Here is an 18,856-nt window from a genome sequence, read left to right on the forward strand (position 1 = left end):
TTGGAAAATAAAAAACTAGCAAGAATATGAAAATATGCTATTCTTGCTAGTTTTTGGTATATTACTGGTGTGATAAGTTATTTATGGAAATTAGCGTAAATTTCGCTACTTAAATGAATATCTTGATGTTGCCCATCGTCGTAAATATTATTGAATCTAAACTCAGTGTAATAATCCTGTGGGTCTTGCGCAACTTCTTTCATGATGTTGCTATTTGCTATTTCTTCAGGTAGGGAACCTAAGAAATTACCCTCAGAAGTTTCTCTGAAACTGAAAAAAAGGCCAACCCGTTTTAAATTATCACTATTTCTTAAAGTACCGGCCATGGCGTGCCGGGTGAATAAAGAAGGATCATTTTCTTTCCAAAAATCATTACTGGATAGATTAATAGTTGGAGAAAGAGTGTCGCTAATGTTAATCGACTCAGTTAGCACGGGTGACACAGAACTTTTACTGTCAGAATAGTTTGCACGCATATATTGAATGGTTGGCATGTTACGAGCATTATCGGTTTTGATGGGTAGTTTTTCGTCAATTACCTTTCTTGCTATTTGGGGATTAGCAATTTTTTCAGGATTAATAATGTACACTCCCCATTGGCTAACATTTTGATGAAGTTGGGCAAAATTTACTTGCATGATTTGGGCTTCATTTGCGTCTACTAAAGCTAAACCTACTTTAGCTTTTGGATTAAAATACTGAAGTCCTTCACTGACGTTAGGAGTGATCTGTCCTCCCTTAAAGGCATTGATTTCAAAGTAAAATGTCTCCTGATTTCTAACTGAACCTAATAAATCTTTGGTGATTTCGTTAACAGTACTACCTGCAGGTAGATAGTTACCCTTAATAAGCATTCCTAATAGTAGCTCGCGAACGGTTGGGTTCGGCATCCAAGTGTCAATATCGCTATCTTGTACTTTCAGTTGCTTTTCTGTGAGTTTCGGCAAGTCCTGCTGTTTGTCGTTCATTTTTTGGATAAGTTCGGCAGCAGGCTGAGTATTCTTGTTGATTTCAGCTGCTGATATTTCACTATTAACAATGATTGGCGTAACAAATCCTAAAGCGATGAGTGCGGTTAACATGGTTTTTTTGTGCATGGGAAACACTTCCTTTCGAAATTATAAATGCGATGTTAAATCTAATCGTTTATTTGTGGTAATCGGCGTAAATAATACTCCCTACAGCCATTCGTTGATGCTGTCCATCCTTATATACAAAGGTGTTAGCAAGCCAAGCGTAATAATTTTCTGGATTATCAGCTACGTCGTGCATAGCAGAAATAGAATCTGTTGTTTGAGCCAAAGTGCCAGCATAGTTACCTTCAGGTTCTTCTTTAAAAGAGTAATATTTGTCATGGTTTAGAACACGTAAATTATTCTTGGTTATTAATGTGCTAATCATAGTGTGAATTTGAAATTTTGAACGATCAATTTCTTTCCAAAAATCATCATCAGTTAGACTAATATCTGGAAAAAGAGTTTTACTAATGTCAATTGATTTAGATGGTGCAGCAACGAGCTTGCTTCCATTATTGATGAGGTTGCCGCGTACGTAATAAATTCCCGGATCGCCTTGAGTGTTCTCCTTATTAGGAAGGTTAGTATCGATTGCCTTTTGCATTAACTTCGAATTAGCAGATTTTTCGGGGTTAACTATATAAATAAGCCAATGGTCAACGTTTTGGTGTAATTGTGCAAAATCTAAGTTCATTAATTGAGAATCGTCCGCATCCATAATTTCTATGGTTACCCTAGTTTGGGGGTTAATGTATTGCAACCCCTCGCTTAGATTAGGAGTGATTTGGCCCCCCGCGAATGTATTAACCTCAATCGGAACACGGTCTCTAGATTTAATAGAACCCAGTAAGTCTTTAGTAATATCATTAACCGTACTGCCTTTTGGAAGGTAATTAAGTGTAATAAGGAAGTCTAAAACGGATTCTCGAACCGTTGGATTAGGCATCCAAGTTTCGATGTCGCTATCTTGGACCTTAAGTTGCTTTTCCGAGAGTTTAGGTGAATCCGGTTGTCCTTGGAACTTTTTTTGAATAAGTGCTGAAGCATTGGGGTTGCTTTGATTGAGTGTAGCTGCCGAAGCCCCGGTATTGGAAATAATTGGAGTGATGAAACCTAAGGCGATGAGTGCGGTTAACATGGTCTTTTTTTGCATTTGAAACACTTCCTTTCGTCGTAAACGTTTTGGTAACGCTTCCATATTTGTGTATTAAATACATAAGTACGAAGCAGAAATGGTTATAAATTTTTAGTCTAGGTTGGTTTATGCAGTACAGAATGCCGAGCCCATCGGAGACACCCTCCTTCGTAAATATTTATTGTCACTTGTGAATGGATTAATAATATCATGTAACAAATTTGAACACTAATAAAACGCCTCGATAAAGTTTATTTTATTTTGCGAATGCTATTGAGAAAAAATTAGCTAAGCAAATATTTCTATATAAAAACATCTTTTATAAATATACCCAAGAAATTAAAGGATGGGAGATTGGAACGGCTTCCCATTCTTTTTTATTAGGGTCGATAAACAACAAAAATAAATTATTTTAAATGGAGAACTCTTTCGGAGACTTCTTTACTATGATAATATTTATTGAGAATATGTGTATTTAATAATACCAGGAGGGTAGCAATGTTTTGTCAAAATTGTGGAACAAAGAATAAACCTGGAGCTAAGTTTTGCCGAAAGTGCGGAACCGCGTTACGACAGCCAGCGACGCAACCAACTCCAGTGACCTCGCAAACTGCATCGACGATACCTCAACCAGCACCTAAGCAATCAGCACCGACCGAACCTAGCGTGACTCGGGAAGAACATCAAGCAGCCGTAAAACGTAAGAAGCACACGGGCTGGCTTTGGATTACGGCAGGAATAATTTTAGCGATTGGATTTGTGGGCTTTTTTATCTACAAAAACAACCCCACAATCTTATCTGGCATTACGCATTCGGATCAGGCAAAGGTTGCCTCGTCAAAATCAACGTCTTCCGTGTCGTCGGCGCCTCAGAAAAAGACTTCGTCGGCGCCAACTAAAAAGCATTTGGCGTTTCCTAAGAGCACAGTGGAAGGGACGATTAGGGATGCGTTTGGTGACATTTCGGGAGATAACGCCGTTTATGTATCGCCGGTTGATTCGGATACTGAAGTTGACTTCAATGACCAACCGCAACGGGCGGCAAGCGACATCAAGTTGTTTGTCATGATTGCGGCTTACCAACAAGTCAAGGATGGGGAATTAAGCTTATCGGATGACTATACGTTAACTGATAGCGATAAGGTAGACGGTACCGGTAAACTGCGGGAAATGGCGGACGGAACCAAGATTTCCATTAAGGATTTGATCGGCTACATGATGGAAGATAGCGACAATACTGCGGCAAACATCATGATTCGCAAGTTAGGCGGTATGGCGGCTGTTAACCACCAGATTGATAAGATGGGAGCCACCGACACCAAGTTAGAGCGAATGTTGATGGACACGGATGCCTTGGAAGACGGTAAGGACAACTACACATCTGCTAAGGATTTGGGCACCGCGTTAAAGAAAATTTATAACCATCAGATGGTTTCCCGAAAGTATGACGAAGAAATGCTAACGATTTTGAAGCAAAACGGAAATCATACTAAGTTGCCACACGATTTGCCGACTGAAGCCACGGTTTACAACAAAACCGGGGAATTTGACGACTACGGAGTGGAAAATGACGCTGCAATTTTTGGCAATCAAAAGGGCGCCTTTGTCATCGTAGTAATGTCTCAAGACGGGCAACGTGACGAGCAAATTAACGCGATGAATAGTTTTGGTTCAGTAATGTATAAAGGATTACTAGAGTAGGAGTGAAGGAAATGAAATTTTGTACTAAATGTGGAACTGCAATCGAACCAGGAGATCAATTTTGCACTAGTTGCGGCACCTCGGTGGCCCAAATGCAGGCTTCGGAAGCGCCAACTGATTCAGCAGCAGAAAAGGAAAAGGTGACTGAAAAGCCAGCAACCACCCAAGAAACGGGGTTCACGACAACTAGTGCTGCATCAGCCGCAACTGATTTGAAGGTTGAAAAAACGACGGCCACCGCGTCAGCACCCGAAAGTGATGCGGTAGATGAAACCAAGGCCCCAACGTCTGCGACTCAGGCCCAAGAAGCCTCGACGACCACAGCAACAACTGCTAAAGAGGCAGCCAACGACGCTAACTCGACGACAACTTCCGCAACTATTGATAAAGAAAAGGTTAGCGCAACGGTAGACCAAACCAAAGAATATGCTAAAAGCTACTGGAACTGGCTAACCACGTCGGTCAAACATCCGTTTAGTTACCCAGAAACCACCAATCCGCTATATGGGATTACCACTTTTGTAATTTTTGCAATTGTTAGCGCACTAATACTAATAGTTTCGGGACGCCAAACTTTTAACGCGTTGGATAGTAAAGTTAAAGTAAGTGTAATCATGGAAAATCCTTTTACTTTCGGGGTGTTTCTAAAATTCTTAGCAATTTTTGCGGTGTTGTTCGCTTTGATGGTATTGGTGGGGATTTTAGTCACTCAATTCTTAGGAGCAAAGGGACAGACGGTTACTTGGTTCACTTACACCAATAAGTTAGCGCACTTTGTAAACTACGTCTTGGTACTCGGATTACTAGCTTTGGGAATGCTTTTTGTAGCTGGTCCCGAATTGGTTGACGAAGTAACCACTGACATGCCAGATATTTTGTTCCGGGCGTTGCTTGGAATGGCATTAGCGGGCTTAAACCTTGGCTTCATTGCCACCTTCTTCGAAGAAAAGTTGAAGTTTGAATTTGACCGTATTTACGTAGCCATCTTAGCTGAAGCAGTGTTATTCATCGCACTTTACCTAGGAGTGGAACACCTCTTAATTCCCGCAATCACCCAGGTGGGAACTAGCTTTAACTAAGAAAAAATATTTGTCCCTAAAAAGTTTCACATTCTTTTATCCGATAGGCAAAAGTGCTATAAAAGAGGTATTCGAAAAGAAAGAGGGACAAAGTATGTGCACGAGTATTAAACTTACTGCAGAAAATGGTGCCAAATTCTGGGGCCGAACCATGGATTTAGCAATGACGATGTTCGGTGAAGATGGGGGTGCGGAAAGCGTGATTACCACCATCCCAGCGGAAGCGAAAGTTGCTAGTCAACTGACTGATTGGACGGCCAAATATACCACGATGGGAGTCGGAGTTAAGGGCACTCCAATTTTATTTGACGGAATTAACGAAGCTGGCCTAGCGGGCGACTTGCAGGTTCTATTTGAAAGCACCGCTGACTCGTTAGAAAACTTGAAGCGACGGGGACTAACGCCGCTCATGAACACGGAATTTGTTACATACGTTTTGACTCACTTCAAAAACGTGGCTGAGATCCGGGAGCATTATCAAGAATTTGGATTAGCAGATCAAGCAACCCAAGTTAATGGGCAAGGATTTACTTTCCCGCTCCATTACAATTTCGTTGACGAAAGTGGCGACGGAGTAGTTTTGGAACCGGTCGAAAACGGAGCTTTCAAGTTGTACGATTCAGTTGGGGTAGTAACTAACAGCCCTGAATACAGCTGGCACACTACCAACTTGCGCAACTACTTGGGATTAACCGACGTAGACGTGAAGGATCCGCGGACTTATAAAAACGGCGTAACCTTACCACCAATTGAAGGCGGAACCGGCTACGGAATGGCTGGACTTCCTGGTTCATACACCTCACCAGCACGGTTTGTCCGTAGTTTTACCATCGCGAATGCAATGGATGATTTCACTGCTGACCGCGGAATTGCCCAACTTTACGCAGCTTTCCGTCCGGTAATTATTCCCGAAGGTATCGAACGCAAGACGGCTGATGCACCAATTTCTGACTACACCCGCTACTGGTCAGGATATGACCTCCAAAAACGGGCAGTTTACGTTCAAACCGGGTTAGGTTTGGCGTTTACTAAGCAAACGTTGAACACGGATGTGCAAGAAATTAGTTATACCGCCATTGACCGTGGTGACTACGTGCACGAAGTTTAATGGATTTGAAGTTAATTTAAAAAATGAAAATAAGAGGCTGGAAAAAACTAAAGAAATGCTTTTCAAGGATGAAAAAACTCTTAAAAAGTTGTTTTGGTGGTTTTACTTCAATAGAGCCAAAATTTAGTTTGTTCTGCTTAACCTAAAATCGACACTGCCAAATTCAGGCATAATGTCGATTTTTAGTTAATGCTCACAAACTACTCGTCGTTCGTCCCACGCTTGTTTTTCTTTATGCAAAGAGAAATAATCCATGATTTAAGGCAATCAAGCTCTTTCCGAGAATCGTTTTAGAATATCACTTCTGCTAAAAGGGTGTTATAATAGTTTTGTAAAAGAAAGGGAAGCTATGAGCTGGAACTCATGGCTTCCCCCGTAGAACCGTTTAAGACGGTGACATTGTTAATGGTAAAAAATAACCGATCAACCTGCCAAAGTTGTTAGACGGTTATTTTTTTTGATTAAATTTCAATATTTCAATTACTAACAAAGCAAAACTAATTGCTAATGTTAGTGCCTGGAACACTGACATACTATTCCTTTCTAGTGGAACAATACTTATTAATCATAGGCATCACCCCACTTTCTATAAGGGTTTAGCCACCGTCTCAACTTTTCTACGCAATAAGTTTATCATGAAATACCAATGTGTTGGAATTCTATCCAAGCTTAAAAGTGTCATATGTTTTTTTAAAAAATGATTAAACCAAAAATAAAAATGGAAATTTCCAAAAATCTGAAAATTTCCATTTTTTTCAATTGCTTACTGATTTTAAGCGCGGTCGTGGAACCATTTACTGCTTGCCAAAGCAATAATGTCGTTTAGCAAGTATAGGCAGTAGGTAAAGAAAAGTACCCAAACGGGATGTCCGGCAATTGCCGTTACGCTCCATAAGGTGATACTCATGATGCTTTGTGCAAACCAGAAGTAATAGCTAGAACGGAAGCGCCGAACCGTCAGCACGGCCCCGGTTAAGCCAATCGTTGCGCTAAGCGAATCGATCACTGGACGTGGACTCGTCAAGATTACGGTGTCTAAGCCGTAGGTAATTACCCAAAAAATGATGAACGTCACTACGGTTTGCCCGATGTATTTACCGGTTAGCAAACGTGGAGAGAGTCCTTCGCTACTGTTCCAGTTCTTATTGAGCACAACCGGAATATCCAACAAGAAGATGTAGGCAGTTTGCATCACCACGTCGCTGTAGTTGCCGGTAATTGAGGCTACATAAATCAGCATCAAGGCGGAAACGAATCCCAACACCCCGTTGATGGGTTTGCCGTTGGTAATACTCAAAGTACACGTAAAACCAATTATTCCAGCGATGGTGGAAGTGATTCCGAGGGCGTTAAAGTTGTGGTATAGGCCCGTTGCTAAAAGAAAAAGGGTACCGCAAGCTAACAATATGTAGCTCGAAGTCATCCACCCGCTCATCTGGTCCTTATACCAATGCAAGTTAAACACCCGCATTGGTGATTGAGGATTGTAACGTAAATCTGTGTCTTGTGTACTTTGCAAAATAAAGTCCTTCTTTCTATGATTTGTATTAGCCCGGTAGAAAGCTGATTCAGGCTTAAAAACTTATTAAAAAAGCAGTACCCAAATAGTATACGCGGATTAATTCCAGAAGGTAAGACCCGTAAAAGTTTACTAGACCAATTCTGCGATAAAAGGAACCCGATGAGAACGGGCTTGCAGTGAAATAAATCACTCGTAATCGTTATGATAAATTTTTTTGCGGGAAATTGGTATAGAACTAGGTTGTGAGAATAATTTTTAATAAAATGAACTAACTTAAAAATGCATCTAGTTTGATGGTCAAGGATTCCAAACAATTATTTCCGCTTATAAACCAAAACGGTAATTGGCGCAAAAACGGCAACAATGCCAATCCCCGCACATAAAACTATCCAAGCCTCCCGCGGCCAGTATCCCGCATTTAACATGGCGCGATTGGCACTAATTACGTGAGATACCGGGTTTATCGTTACTAAAATCTGCATGAAGCGGGGCAAGGATTTAACCGGTACAAAGGCGTTTGAAAGGAATACTAATACTAGCATGGTCATTAAGGACACACTTTCAACTAACGTAGGGCTTTTAGCAACCAATCCATAAAGCGCGAATATCCAGCTTAAGGCCCAGCCTAAAAATATGTCCAAAAAGATAACCATGCTTAGCCATCCTAATCCAGCTTCGGGACGCCACCCCATCAAATAACCGGTCGATAAAGCTGCGGTCGCTGCGACGATTAACCGTAAAATGTCAGCAAAGAGTTGGCCGGCAAGGGGAGCAACTTGCGGAATCGGTAATGATTTAAGACGATCGTAAATGCCAGAATGGATGTCAGTACTAATCTGGGTGGCTGAACCGGAAGCTGCGGAAATTAAGGACTGCATTAGAATTCCAGGAACTAAAATCTTTAAATAAGAACTTACGTTACCGTAGATAGCCCCGCTAAATAGATATCCGAAAAGCAACATAAACAGGGCGGGTTGAACGACCACGTCAAGTAGCTCATCGGGATTGTGCAGCGTTTTTAATAAATTACGATAAGTCATGGTACCGGTGCTTGCAATAATATTCGTTTTTCGAGTAGTTGTGTTAAACATTGCTAAATCCTCCTAATAAGTTAGTTTTTACCTACCGTCATGGCAAAGAAGACGTCGTCTAGCGATGGTTTTTCAACAGCGAGCGTAGTTATTTGGATGTTAGAAGCACGAAGTTGGTTAAGGATATCGGCTAATCCATTTACGTCTCGAAGCGGTGCCGTGATCTCATTACCAGCTTGGTAAACCTTTTCTTGCGTAATTGCAGTGAGGATTTGGCAGGCTTGCTGGGCTTGAAGCTTGTTTTTCACCGCTAGACGCAACTTTTCCCCGCCAACTTGGGCCTTTAATTCATCGGGAGTTCCTAACCCGACCAGTTTGCCGTGGTCAATTACCGCGATGCGATCAGCTAATGCGTCGGCTTCTTCAAGGTATTGGGTGGTTAAGACAATCGTCGATCCCGAAGCAACCAATTTGCGGATGGTATCCCACATCTGTGAACGGGTGCGAGGGTCCAGCCCGGTGGTGGGTTCATCCAAGAAAATGATTTGGGGACGGGCAATTAAACTAACTGCTAAATCTAAGCGCCGGCGCATGCCACCAGAAAAGGCAGCAATTGCTTTATCCGCGGAATTTACTAATGAAAATTCTTCAAGCAGCTCGGTAGTCCGCTGCTTAGCTTGCTGGCGAGAAAGTCCGTTCAAACGAGCAAAGAACGTTAAATTTTCCCGAGCAGATAAATCTTCGTCAATCGAAGCATATTGACCGGTCAAACCAAAAAAGGTTCGGACGGTCTGAGGTTCAGCTTGAACATCGTGTCCCATGATTCTGAGTGAACCGCTGGTAGGTTTTAATAAGGTAGTTAACATCCGTAGAATAGTGGTTTTTCCAGCTCCATTAGGACCAAGTAAGGCAAATACTTCTCCGCGTTTGACTTTAAAGAAAACTTGTTTTACCGCACTCTGGTTGCCGTACGTTTTATTTAAATTGTTAATTTCAATTGCATATTTGGTGTTAATGATAAACCCTCCCTTAAAGTGTTTGATGATATTCAGGGGCCCTGACGAAAAATATTATAAGGGTGCCTGATTAAATAGTCAAGGGACCTGATTATTTAGTTTTAATCTGTCAAACGGCTTGATATAATAGGGACATATAAGTGAGAGACGGGTGAGTTATGTTGGATGAACTAGTAAAAAAACACCAATTAGCGGCTAAATTATTTGAATTTACAGCATTGCAAAACATGGCTGACGAACAGGCAGAACGCCATTTGCCAGTGTTTAAGGGACAAAATAAAATTTTAGTGGCCTTAAGCGAGGGCGATAATATCTCACAAAAAGAACTATCGCAGCGCTTGGGGATTAGTGTGCAGTCAATTGCGGAATTCATTGCCAAATTACTAAAAAAAGGCTACGTTACCAAACAAAAGTCGCCCACTGATGGCCGTGTACAACTCATCAAATTAACCGAAAAAGGCAAAAAAGAAGCAAAGAAGAGTTTGTTTTATATTCCTGAATATTTGGATTATTTAAATGACGACGAACGAGCTCAACTAGCAGCAATCCTTGATAAAATGAATAATGGAATTCGAGAGGACCTTAAGCTGCACGGGATTCAGAATATCGGAAATCGGATTCGGTTTAGTCAATTGAAGCGCCATATTGATGAGGACTTGAAATAACTTGAAACGGACGAAAATAAGTGAAAAACTCATAATTGTTGAAAACAACACTTCAATAATTATGAGTTTTTTAAGTGGTGGGAAAGCTAAAATAAATTGCTGAATAAAAAAGAGCCGAATCCAAAATTCAGCCCTCCATTCGTTAACCAAGTCTTTACCTGCGAGACGTTTCTCCCGGAAAAGTTTGGTACTTATCATTAATTTATGTAACCGATAATGGATCCGAACGGACTTGAACCGTCGACCCCCTGCATGCGAAGCAGATGCTCTCCCAACTGAGCTACGGACCCTTTACATAAATACTATAGCACTTTTCTGCGGAAAATTGATATAGTATTTATGAAAGAAAGTAAATTTTTATTGCAGAAGAATGATTTTTTAAGGAAAGATAAGGAGCCTCAAAAGATGAAGAGAAGCACTAAATATGTGTTGGCCGGACTCGGTGCGGCACTAGTCGGCGTGACCGCTGGTATGGGAATCGGTGGTTACGCAAGTTTCTTAGTAGGCATTAAAAATACCGAAAAAGCGAAAAACCGGGCGATTGAACGCTCGGAAAGTGAAGATAATGACGCCTTAAATTTGGCGTGGTTCAACCAGCAACATCCGGAAACGATACAAATGCTTAGCGAAGATGGACTGCAATTAAAGGCTTCCTTCATTCGCCAACCGCAACCCACCAAACACACGGTGATCTTGGCGCACGGGTACCATCACGCTCGTCGGCAAATGATCCCTTACGCGAAGATTTTTTACGAACTGGGTTATAACGTGTTGATGCCGGACGCCCGCAGTCATGGTGAAAGTGAAGGAAATCTAATCGGCTTTGGTTGGTTAGACCGGCGTGATTATGTGCGTTGGGTGCAACGTGCGGTAATGCTAACTAACGCCGATGAAAAGATTGTCTTGATGGGAATCAGCATGGGAGCGGCCACGGTAATTGCGGCTGCTGGAGAACCTGACATTGCGTCTAACGTGGTGGCAGTGATCGAGGACAGTAGTTTCAACCGGCTTGATCAACAGTTCCGGCACCGCCTCAAGCGCTACTACCACTTACCGCCTCGAGAGCTAGCGCTAATTGCTAGTCTGTTAACGGAAAAAGAGGCCGGATATTCATTTAAGGAAGCCGACATCGAAGCCCAAATCAAAAAGGTTCGGGTACCGATTATGTTTATCCATGGCGAAGCGGACCGGTTTGTGCCAATTGAAATGTTGGACGACTTAGTGGAGGCTGCCCAAGTACCAAGTCGGGTATATCTGGTCAACCAAGCGGACCACGTGCAAGCCCTGAAGGCTGATCCAAAGCGTTATCGCGAAGAGGTGGCGCACTTCTTGGAGAAGTTTGTGAAGTAATGATGAGTAAGCAGATGAAATACTACTTTATTATCAATAAATGGGCGGGGGCCCGCCATTCGGCCGAAACTTGGCAAAAAATGCACCATTTATTGGTCCAAAACCAGGTTGAGTTTGACAGCGTGGTTACCGAATACCCCCGACATGCCATTGAATTAGCACAACAATTTGCTACCAGTCATCGGAAGGGGTGGATAATTGTCGCATTTGGCGGGGACGGCACCCTCATGGAAGTTCTTGAAGGCGTCCAACGTGTTGATGCAACGATTCCGTTGGGATACATTCCGGCGGGATCAGGAAATGATTTTGCCCGGGCCGTGGGTTTATCCCGCGACCCGTATTTGGCTTTACAACAGTTGATCCAAACGACTCAGCCGACCATTTTAGACGTCGGAGCATACCAAGACCGCAAGGAGCCGGTGGTCCACTACTTTAGTAACAACGTGGGAATTGGGTTTGACGCCAGTGTCGTTTACCAAGCCAACCAAGGGCAAAAAATCAAGTTAAGCAAATGGCACTTAGAATCAACCGCGTACATTTCCGCGTTGTTAAAAACGCTGGTTAAACAAAAGGGTTTCCCCATGAGTGTAACGATCGACGGGAAAACCCAACAATTTAAAAATGCCTTTTTGGTTTCGATTACGAACATCAAATATTTTGGTGGCGGGGTGGGAATTGCTCCGCAGGCTCGGTTAGATGATGGCAAATTAGACGTGGTGATTACGGAGAAATTAACGCTATTGCGTTTTATTCGCCTTTTTGCCAAGCTGTTGAAGGATGGTTCCCATTTAGCGATGCCTGACGTGTTCTTTGCGACGGGGCGGGAAGTTCTGGTGCACTCCTTTGCTCCGGAACATGGTCAAGTCAATGGAGAAGATTTACCTTACCAACCCTTTGATTTGAAAGTTTGGACGGTCAAACAGTCCTTTTGGTTCACGTTGCAAACTAAATAAATTGTTCCACGTGAAAAACTGTTGGATAAGGTGGATATTTTAGACAGTTGAACCTACTAAAACGAATCGGAAAAGTACTAAACTTAAAGCTTAGATGGATAAATTTTGAGTTTTTAGCGATTTTAAAGCCGTAATGGGGTCCGACTTTGTGTTTTATCCGATAGATTTTCTTTAAATTTCTGATTTTAGTCATTTTAATTAAAAAATTGAGACACTATACAAGGTTTAAAGTATTAATATAATAATCGTAGTTAAGAACTACGCGTTTGGCATGGTAGAAAAAATGAAGTTTCTAGATTTTAAATTTAGAAACTTCATACCCCATTTTCTATTAAACAACTGCCTCACATTGAGATTATTGATATCTTTCTTTATTTTTTTGCTAGCACACCTAGAGCCGGTCTGGGTGTGTTTTTTTGTGTTTTGGTTAAGCTGAGATGATTCAGTTGTCAAAGTCAAAAGAAGCTGTTAGAATATTAATATAAAGTTAGCTTACAAAAAGTAAGTTCAACTTTCGGTTAGCTAGCGACCTTATAAAAGGAGACGTTCATAATGAGTAATCAAGCAAACTTAACTAACGAAGAAATTTTTGATGCAATTAAAACTGGTAAGAAGATGCTCTTCTTTACCGCCGGATGGTGCCCAGATTGTGCGTTCATCAAACCAGCAATGCCTGAAATCATGAAGAAATACGACCAATACGATTGGATCACGGTTGACCGTGACGACAACTTGGAAGTAGCTCAACACTTTGGCATTATGGGAATTCCTAGTTTCATCGCGTTAGAAGATGGCAAGGAATTGGCACGCTTTGGAAAAGGCGAACGTCACACCCCAGCAGAAGTTGAGGAGTTCATTCAAAGCATTGCTTAGTACTTTTAAAGATGAATATGCGGGCTTAAAAGAGCAATCTTTTAGGCCCGTTTTATTTTGTGCAAATATTTCCTCGATTTTAAACTCTTTTTAGGGTAAAATGCTTCTCTGATGTATAAAAAACTGAACATATTAAAAATATCAGCATATATGGTGAGGTAGCACAATGACGCTAAATCAACTAGAAGATTTTTTGTTTTGGCTAGCGATTTTAATGGCGGTTTTGACGGTGGTTATTATTGGAGTTTACTTTTGGAAAACGAGGCATCGGGGCGGTAATTATTTGCGTGACCCACACATTCCGCTACGCTATTTTATTCAGAAGCAGGTTGACCGACACGGCCGAATTACGGGTTACGAATGCTTATTGCGCACCCAGGACGCCGCAGGGCAATGGACGTTGCCGCAAGACTTTAATTCGTTACCGTTACGACGCGTGATTGATTTATTAGAGGACACCTTCGTTTCCTTGCCAACGGAGCCGGTCACCCTTTCCATCAAACTAACTTACCAACAAATTAGTAGTCGGGATTTTGAATACTTTATTCGGTGGGCAATTACAAAAATTGAACCAATGAATTTGGCGGTAGAAATTTCGATTAAAGCCATGGAAAAACGGGTGAACCGGCGCTTATTGAGGCAACAAATCCAAATGGGGCGAAATTACGGGATGCAATTTGCCGTTAATAACGTGGGCTCGGAACTAAATGATTTAAAAAGTATTGAATGGCTCTTACCTGAAATTGATATTTTGAAGGCTTCGATGCGAAGTTTCCGTAAAGAAGACCCGCACGAATGGCTTGATTTAAACCTTCAGTTTTGGAATCGTTTGGCACGCAAGAACCATATTAAATTGGTTTTAGTAGGGATTGAAAATGCTGCGGATCAAGCGTTAGCAGAACAATTACAAATTGATGCCCGGCAAGGCTACCTTTTTGGCAAGCCTGAGGACGTTCACCGAGGTGCAGAAAAATGAAAGATAAAAGGCAACAGTTATATACCGACCCGTATTTTGAAAAAGGCCATTGGTGGCTGAAGATTTGGCAAACTTTAGTCGCTATTTTGGGTTGGATCGGGGTGATCGTTCCCGTGGTGATTACAGCAACTGCTTTATGGGCTCAATCTGATCCGCGGGTGCCTCACTTATGGACCGATCCGGAAGGAATTTTTGAGATTAAATTCTTAGCAGCGGTCTTGCTATTTTCCTTTGCGATGGCGGGCCTATTTGCGGTTAGCATGACCATCATTCAAAACCGGCGCCGGGAACGCTTGGCCGAACAGTGGCCGACGTTCAACCCGATTAATCAGCGTAAACGAGAATCACGTTTAGAGAAATTCATGACCGACCGTTTTGGTGATGAAGAGTTTCGTGAAAACGTAAAGTACTATGAAGTGGAGCCCGAGCAAAATTTGGATACGGATGAAATTCATCGCCTATATCAGGAAGCTAACTTGGATGATTTAAATAAGGAGTAGGGACATGGCACCGATTGTATTTAACAATCTGTTCAAAGGAAGTTTTTTAGCTACTGCGACTAATTTTGTACTATTAATTCTATGTTTGTACCCCGTAGTGGGAGCGTTCTTTTGGTTTACCGGCTCGCTATCTTACCGATTTTTGAAAGCTAACAAACGTGACGATAATTGGCGAAATTTGCCTGCAGAAGAGCAGCCGATGGTAACAATCATGATTCCCGCTCATAATGAAGAGGTAATGATTGAAGAAACGATTACTTACCTATTTGAAGAAATTAACTATGATAATTTTGAAGTGTTAGTGATGGACGACGGTTCCACGGACCAGACCGCTGCGATTTTGGCCCGGCTCCGGGAGCGTTATCCAAGGCTACGCACCATTAAAATCAAGAAAAATAAGGGGAAGGCTCACGCTTTCAATATCGGGATGTACTTTGCTAAGGGCGAATACATTTTAAGTAACGACGCCGACACCATTCCCGAGCCCGACGCGCTGATGAAGTACATGAACTTTTTTCTGAGTGATCGCGACATCAACACGTCTGCGGTAACCGCAAACATGGACGTCCAAAATCGAACTAAGATCATTGGCAAAGCCCAAACGGTAGAATTTTCAAGCATTGTAGGGGTGATCAAGCGTAGCCAAACCGCGGTTAACGATTCGATGTACGCTTACAGTGGCGCCAACACCATGTATAAGAAGGACTTTTTAATTGACGTGGGTGGTTTTCGCCAAAATCGAGCGACGGAGGACATTAGCATCGCCTGGGACCACCAGATGATTGGTGCGGTGCCCCGGTTTGCACCTAACATTGTGTTCCACATGAATGTGCCAGAATCGATCCGCGATCTTTATCGGCAACGTAAGCGCTGGGCGCAGGGAGGAACTGAAGTCTGGTTAACGAACATCAAGAAGTTCGTCCGGCATCCGATCAAACACCGTTACCAAATGTCGATGTTTATCGATTCAACCCTCTCGATTATCTGGTCGTTTTTCTTCGTGATTACGGCGATTATTTTCGCAATCACCATGGGTGGCGCGTATCTAACTGGGCATTACGATACCGTTTTTCATGGTTTTATGATGGCCTTTATCTTTATTGCCTTTGAAATCATTGCCGGCTTTTTTCAGCTATTGGCGGCCTTGTTACTCGATCATCACGCGGCCAAGCTTAAGTACATCATCTTTGCTCCATTGTACATGCTTTTCTTTTGGATGATTAACCCCATTACGGTGGTAACTACGTTTATCCCAGCCTTAAAAACCATCTTTGGGTTGGGTTCGGGGACCTGGGTGAGTCCCGAACGCAAATCTTTACAGAATAAACAATAAGTGTGGCATGTTTTGCGTTTTATTCGCGAAACATGTTTTTTGTTTGCCGAAAAATTGTACAAAATCAATGGGACGGTGCAAAATAAAATGTAAGGGATTTCATCAATTTAACAAGGGAGACGAGCACATGACAAAATTACCTAAAAATTTCTTGTGGGGTGGCGCGGTAGCTGCTCATCAACTAGAGGGAGCTTGGCAAGCGGATGGAAAAGGCGTGAGCGTCGCGGACGTAATGACCGCCGGCACTAAAGATCATCCGCGGGAAATCACTGACGGAGTGGTTCCGGGCAAGAACTATCCCAATCATGAGGGGATTGATTTTTACCACCGCTACAAAGACGACGTGAAGTTATTTGCAGAATTGGGGATCAAAGCGTTTCGGACCTCAATTGCCTGGACGAGAATTTTCCCGAATGGTGACGATCCAGAACCTAACGAAGCCGGTTTGCAATTTTATGACAACTTGTTTGATGAATGTTTGAAGTACGGCATTGAGCCAGTGGTTACTCTGGCACATTTTGAAATGCCGTATCATTTAGTGAAAAAGTACAATGGTTTTGCGGACCGCCGGGTGATTGACCTGTTCGTTCGGTTCGCGGAAGTTTGTTTTAAACGCTATCGTAACAAAGTCAAGTATTGGATGACCTTTAACGAAATTAACAACCAAACAATGTACAACAACGACTTTTTGATGGCAACCAATTCGGGACTAATTTTTAAGGCCGGGGAAAATCGGGAAGCGGCAATGTATCAGGCGGCCCACTACGAGTTAGTAGCGAGCGCCCGTGCTGTGAAGTTAGGTCATGAAATCAATCCCGATTTCCAAATTGGTTGCATGATCAATTTCACGCCGCTATACCCATTGAATTCTGCGCCAAATAACGTCATGCTTGCGGAACGACTAATGCAACGTCGCTACTGGTTCTCTGACGTACACGTAAATGGCGTTTATCCGGCGAATATTGAGGCGTACCTCCAGCGGAAGGGCTATCGTACAGACATTACCGAAGAAGATCGGCAGCTCTTAAAGGAAGGAACTGTGGATTACGCTGGATTTAGTTACTACAGTTCTTACACGGTTGCTCTTCCGGCAGGGATGGATTTGGATGCCGACGAGTTGCCATTGGAAAAGATCGTGGTGGATAATCCGCACGTTAAAACTAGTGACTGGGGTTGGTCGATTGATCCGGTTGGACTGCGTTATTCGTTGAACTGGTTGACTGATCGCTATCATTTACCACTATTCATTGTAGAAAATGGGTTGGGTGCTTATGACAAGGTGACGGAAGACGGCCAGATCCACGATCCGTACCGCGTGGCTTACTTACGGGCACATATTGAAGAAATGGAGAAGGCGGTTGAACTCGACGGAGTGGATTTAATGGGATATACGCCGTGGGGGTTCATCGACCTTGTTTCAGCTTCCACAGGGCAAATGTCGAAGCGTTACGGATTTATATACGTTGATAAAGACGATGAAGGAAACGGAACGCTAAACCGGTCTAAGAAGGATTCGTTTGCGTGGTATCAAAAAGTTATCCAATCTAATGGAGAAGACTTGGCTTAATTAGGCGGTTAATTATCAATCCTGTGAGCTAAATCCGTTCGGTCACTCTCTGATTGTGCTAAAATAGCATTAGGAAGGGCTTGCACCAAGAACGGAGGGCGATATTTATGTTGTATTATGACCAACACGTACACACCGATTTTTCATTTGATTCGGACGAAAAGATGGAAAATTACCTAAAAGTTTCCGGAGATGATTTCGTTTCAACGGAACATTTGGAATTTAATAATCCTGACGCGGACAAAAAGGATAGTATTCCGGACTATACCGGATACGTTACCGAAATTGAACGATTGAAGAAGGCTACTGGTAAACGAATCTATAAGGGCGTTGAAATTGGCGTTTCAGCCGGTCAAATTGATCGTATTAAGGATTACATGGCTCATCACGCGTTCGACTTGCGCCTGTTAAGCTTCCACCAGAATGGCGAAATGGATTTTCAAGATGAACAGGTTGCCCATCTCGATCCGTTGAAGGTTACACAGGAATACTACCAAATGATGTGGCAAGGAATTAACGAATATCACGACGCGGATGTTTTGGCGCATTTTGATTACGGAGTTCGGCGCTTGAACTTAACTTCGGGACAGTTTGCTACGACGGCAGGTGTCCTGCTCACGAAGATTTTTAAAGTAGCAATTGAAAATAACATGGCGTTTGAGTTGAACACCAAGAGTATGTATAAGTATCGCAATATTGGTTTGTATGATTACGCTATTGAGATTTACAAACAACTCGGCGGCAAGCGTTACACGATTGGCTCAGACGCACATGACGTTACTAATTACGAAAACCATTTTCAAGATGCATTAGCAATGTTGAAAGCTCACGACATTCATCACGTCAACGTCTTTCGGCAGGGTGCCATGACCGTAATACCGATTGATAATGTTCCAGAAGATTTGTAAAAACTTGAATAAAGGAAAGTGTGTTGTTCCAAATAGGTTGGGGTGGCGCACTTTTTGTTTGCGTAGGAAACGACGATAGTAAAGCAACGGTAATAAAATGAAACCGCTTCGTAATCTTTTTGC

Annotated in this window: 17 protein-coding genes and 1 tRNA gene; 12 read left to right on the plus strand and 6 right to left on the minus strand. The window is 42.4% G+C overall.

Features of this window, described 5'->3' with window-relative positions:
• Positions 1 to 77: 77 nt before the first annotated feature.
• Entirely contained in the window at positions 78 to 1,097 is a 1,020-nt protein-coding gene (locus tag HMPREF0623_RS06810; RefSeq protein ID WP_002830805.1) for a hypothetical protein, read from the minus strand.
• A gap of 49 nt (positions 1,098 to 1,146) precedes the next feature.
• Positions 1,147 to 2,214 carry a hypothetical protein gene (locus HMPREF0623_RS06815; RefSeq protein ID WP_004166457.1) on the minus strand — a complete coding sequence of 356 codons (1,068 nt, stop codon included), beginning with the start codon at positions 2,212 to 2,214 and terminating at the stop codon, positions 1,147 to 1,149.
• 435 nt (positions 2,215 to 2,649) lie between these two features.
• Between HMPREF0623_RS06815 and HMPREF0623_RS06820 the strand changes: the two genes are divergently transcribed.
• The 3 genes from HMPREF0623_RS06820 (at position 2,650) to HMPREF0623_RS06830 (ending at position 6,039) form a co-directional block, all read left to right on the plus strand.
• Positions 2,650 to 3,852 carry a serine hydrolase gene (locus HMPREF0623_RS06820; protein ID WP_004166458.1) on the plus strand — a complete coding sequence of 401 codons (1,203 nt, stop codon included), beginning with the start codon at positions 2,650 to 2,652 and terminating at the stop codon, positions 3,850 to 3,852.
• A gap of 11 nt (positions 3,853 to 3,863) precedes the next feature.
• On the plus strand, positions 3,864 to 4,931 hold the full coding sequence (locus tag HMPREF0623_RS06825; RefSeq protein WP_126130434.1) for a zinc ribbon domain-containing protein: 1,068 nt from the start codon (positions 3,864 to 3,866) through the stop codon (positions 4,929 to 4,931).
• A 94-nt stretch (positions 4,932 to 5,025) separates the two neighbouring features.
• Positions 5,026 to 6,039 carry a linear amide C-N hydrolase gene (locus HMPREF0623_RS06830; protein WP_036671377.1) on the plus strand — a complete coding sequence of 338 codons (1,014 nt, stop codon included), beginning with the start codon at positions 5,026 to 5,028 and terminating at the stop codon, positions 6,037 to 6,039.
• Between the two features lie 772 nt (positions 6,040 to 6,811).
• On the opposite strand, the gene pnuC is transcribed toward HMPREF0623_RS06830, so the two are convergent.
• The 3 genes from pnuC to HMPREF0623_RS06845 all read right to left on the minus strand — a co-directional run bounded on the left by pnuC (position 6,812) and on the right by HMPREF0623_RS06845 (position 9,608).
• Positions 6,812 to 7,558, minus strand: coding sequence for a nicotinamide riboside transporter PnuC (pnuC, locus tag HMPREF0623_RS06835; RefSeq protein ID WP_004166462.1), 747 nt, complete (start codon positions 7,556 to 7,558; stop codon positions 6,812 to 6,814).
• A gap of 317 nt (positions 7,559 to 7,875) precedes the next feature.
• Positions 7,876 to 8,652, minus strand: a complete 777-nt coding sequence (locus HMPREF0623_RS06840; protein WP_002829252.1) for an ABC transporter permease — start codon at positions 8,650 to 8,652, stop codon at positions 7,876 to 7,878.
• A gap of 20 nt (positions 8,653 to 8,672) precedes the next feature.
• The gene (locus tag HMPREF0623_RS06845) at positions 8,673 to 9,608 is read right to left on the minus strand and encodes an ATP-binding cassette domain-containing protein (protein WP_187361949.1); all 936 of its coding nucleotides are present in this window, start codon (positions 9,606 to 9,608) and stop codon (positions 8,673 to 8,675) included.
• 158 nt (positions 9,609 to 9,766) lie between these two features.
• Between HMPREF0623_RS06845 and HMPREF0623_RS06850 the strand changes: the two genes are divergently transcribed.
• The gene (locus HMPREF0623_RS06850; protein WP_002829250.1) at positions 9,767 to 10,273 is read left to right on the plus strand and encodes a MarR family winged helix-turn-helix transcriptional regulator; all 507 of its coding nucleotides are present in this window, start codon (positions 9,767 to 9,769) and stop codon (positions 10,271 to 10,273) included.
• Between the two features lie 217 nt (positions 10,274 to 10,490).
• On the opposite strand, the gene HMPREF0623_RS06855 is transcribed toward HMPREF0623_RS06850, so the two are convergent.
• Positions 10,491 to 10,563: transfer RNA gene (locus HMPREF0623_RS06855), tRNA-Ala, on the minus strand.
• Positions 10,564 to 10,678: 115 nt separating this feature from the next.
• Between HMPREF0623_RS06855 and HMPREF0623_RS06860 the strand changes: the two genes are divergently transcribed.
• The 8 genes from HMPREF0623_RS06860 to HMPREF0623_RS06895 all read left to right on the plus strand — a co-directional run bounded on the left by HMPREF0623_RS06860 (position 10,679) and on the right by HMPREF0623_RS06895 (position 18,733).
• Positions 10,679 to 11,623 carry an alpha/beta hydrolase gene (locus HMPREF0623_RS06860; protein WP_036671380.1) on the plus strand — a complete coding sequence of 315 codons (945 nt, stop codon included), beginning with the start codon at positions 10,679 to 10,681 and terminating at the stop codon, positions 11,621 to 11,623.
• Between the two features lie 2 nt (positions 11,624 to 11,625).
• Positions 11,626 to 12,576 carry a diacylglycerol/lipid kinase family protein gene (locus HMPREF0623_RS06865; protein ID WP_036671503.1) on the plus strand — a complete coding sequence of 317 codons (951 nt, stop codon included), beginning with the start codon at positions 11,626 to 11,628 and terminating at the stop codon, positions 12,574 to 12,576.
• A gap of 552 nt (positions 12,577 to 13,128) precedes the next feature.
• Positions 13,129 to 13,449: a thioredoxin family protein gene (locus tag HMPREF0623_RS06870; protein ID WP_002829247.1), complete on the plus strand. Its 321-nt coding sequence runs from the start codon at positions 13,129 to 13,131 to the stop codon at positions 13,447 to 13,449.
• A 166-nt stretch (positions 13,450 to 13,615) separates the two neighbouring features.
• Positions 13,616 to 14,425 carry an EAL domain-containing protein gene (locus tag HMPREF0623_RS06875; RefSeq protein WP_004166466.1) on the plus strand — a complete coding sequence of 270 codons (810 nt, stop codon included), beginning with the start codon at positions 13,616 to 13,618 and terminating at the stop codon, positions 14,423 to 14,425.
• Positions 14,422 to 14,925 (plus strand): hypothetical protein, encoded by a 504-nt coding sequence (locus tag HMPREF0623_RS06880; protein WP_002830819.1) that lies wholly within the window; start codon positions 14,422 to 14,424, stop codon positions 14,923 to 14,925. The genes HMPREF0623_RS06875 and HMPREF0623_RS06880 overlap by 4 nt, the downstream gene beginning before the upstream one ends.
• A gap of 4 nt (positions 14,926 to 14,929) precedes the next feature.
• The gene (locus HMPREF0623_RS06885; RefSeq protein WP_002830820.1) at positions 14,930 to 16,258 is read left to right on the plus strand and encodes a glycosyltransferase family 2 protein; all 1,329 of its coding nucleotides are present in this window, start codon (positions 14,930 to 14,932) and stop codon (positions 16,256 to 16,258) included.
• Between the two features lie 127 nt (positions 16,259 to 16,385).
• A complete protein-coding gene (locus HMPREF0623_RS06890) occupies positions 16,386 to 17,825 on the plus strand; it encodes a 6-phospho-beta-glucosidase (protein ID WP_002830821.1) in 1,440 nt (479 codons plus the stop codon).
• A gap of 107 nt (positions 17,826 to 17,932) precedes the next feature.
• Positions 17,933 to 18,733, plus strand: a complete 801-nt coding sequence (locus HMPREF0623_RS06895; RefSeq protein WP_002829242.1) for a PHP domain-containing protein — start codon at positions 17,933 to 17,935, stop codon at positions 18,731 to 18,733.
• The last annotated feature ends 123 nt before the right edge of the window (positions 18,734 to 18,856 follow it).

It is taken from the genome of Pediococcus acidilactici DSM 20284 (assembly GCF_000146325.1).
Classification (GTDB): domain Bacteria; phylum Bacillota; class Bacilli; order Lactobacillales; family Lactobacillaceae; genus Pediococcus; species Pediococcus acidilactici.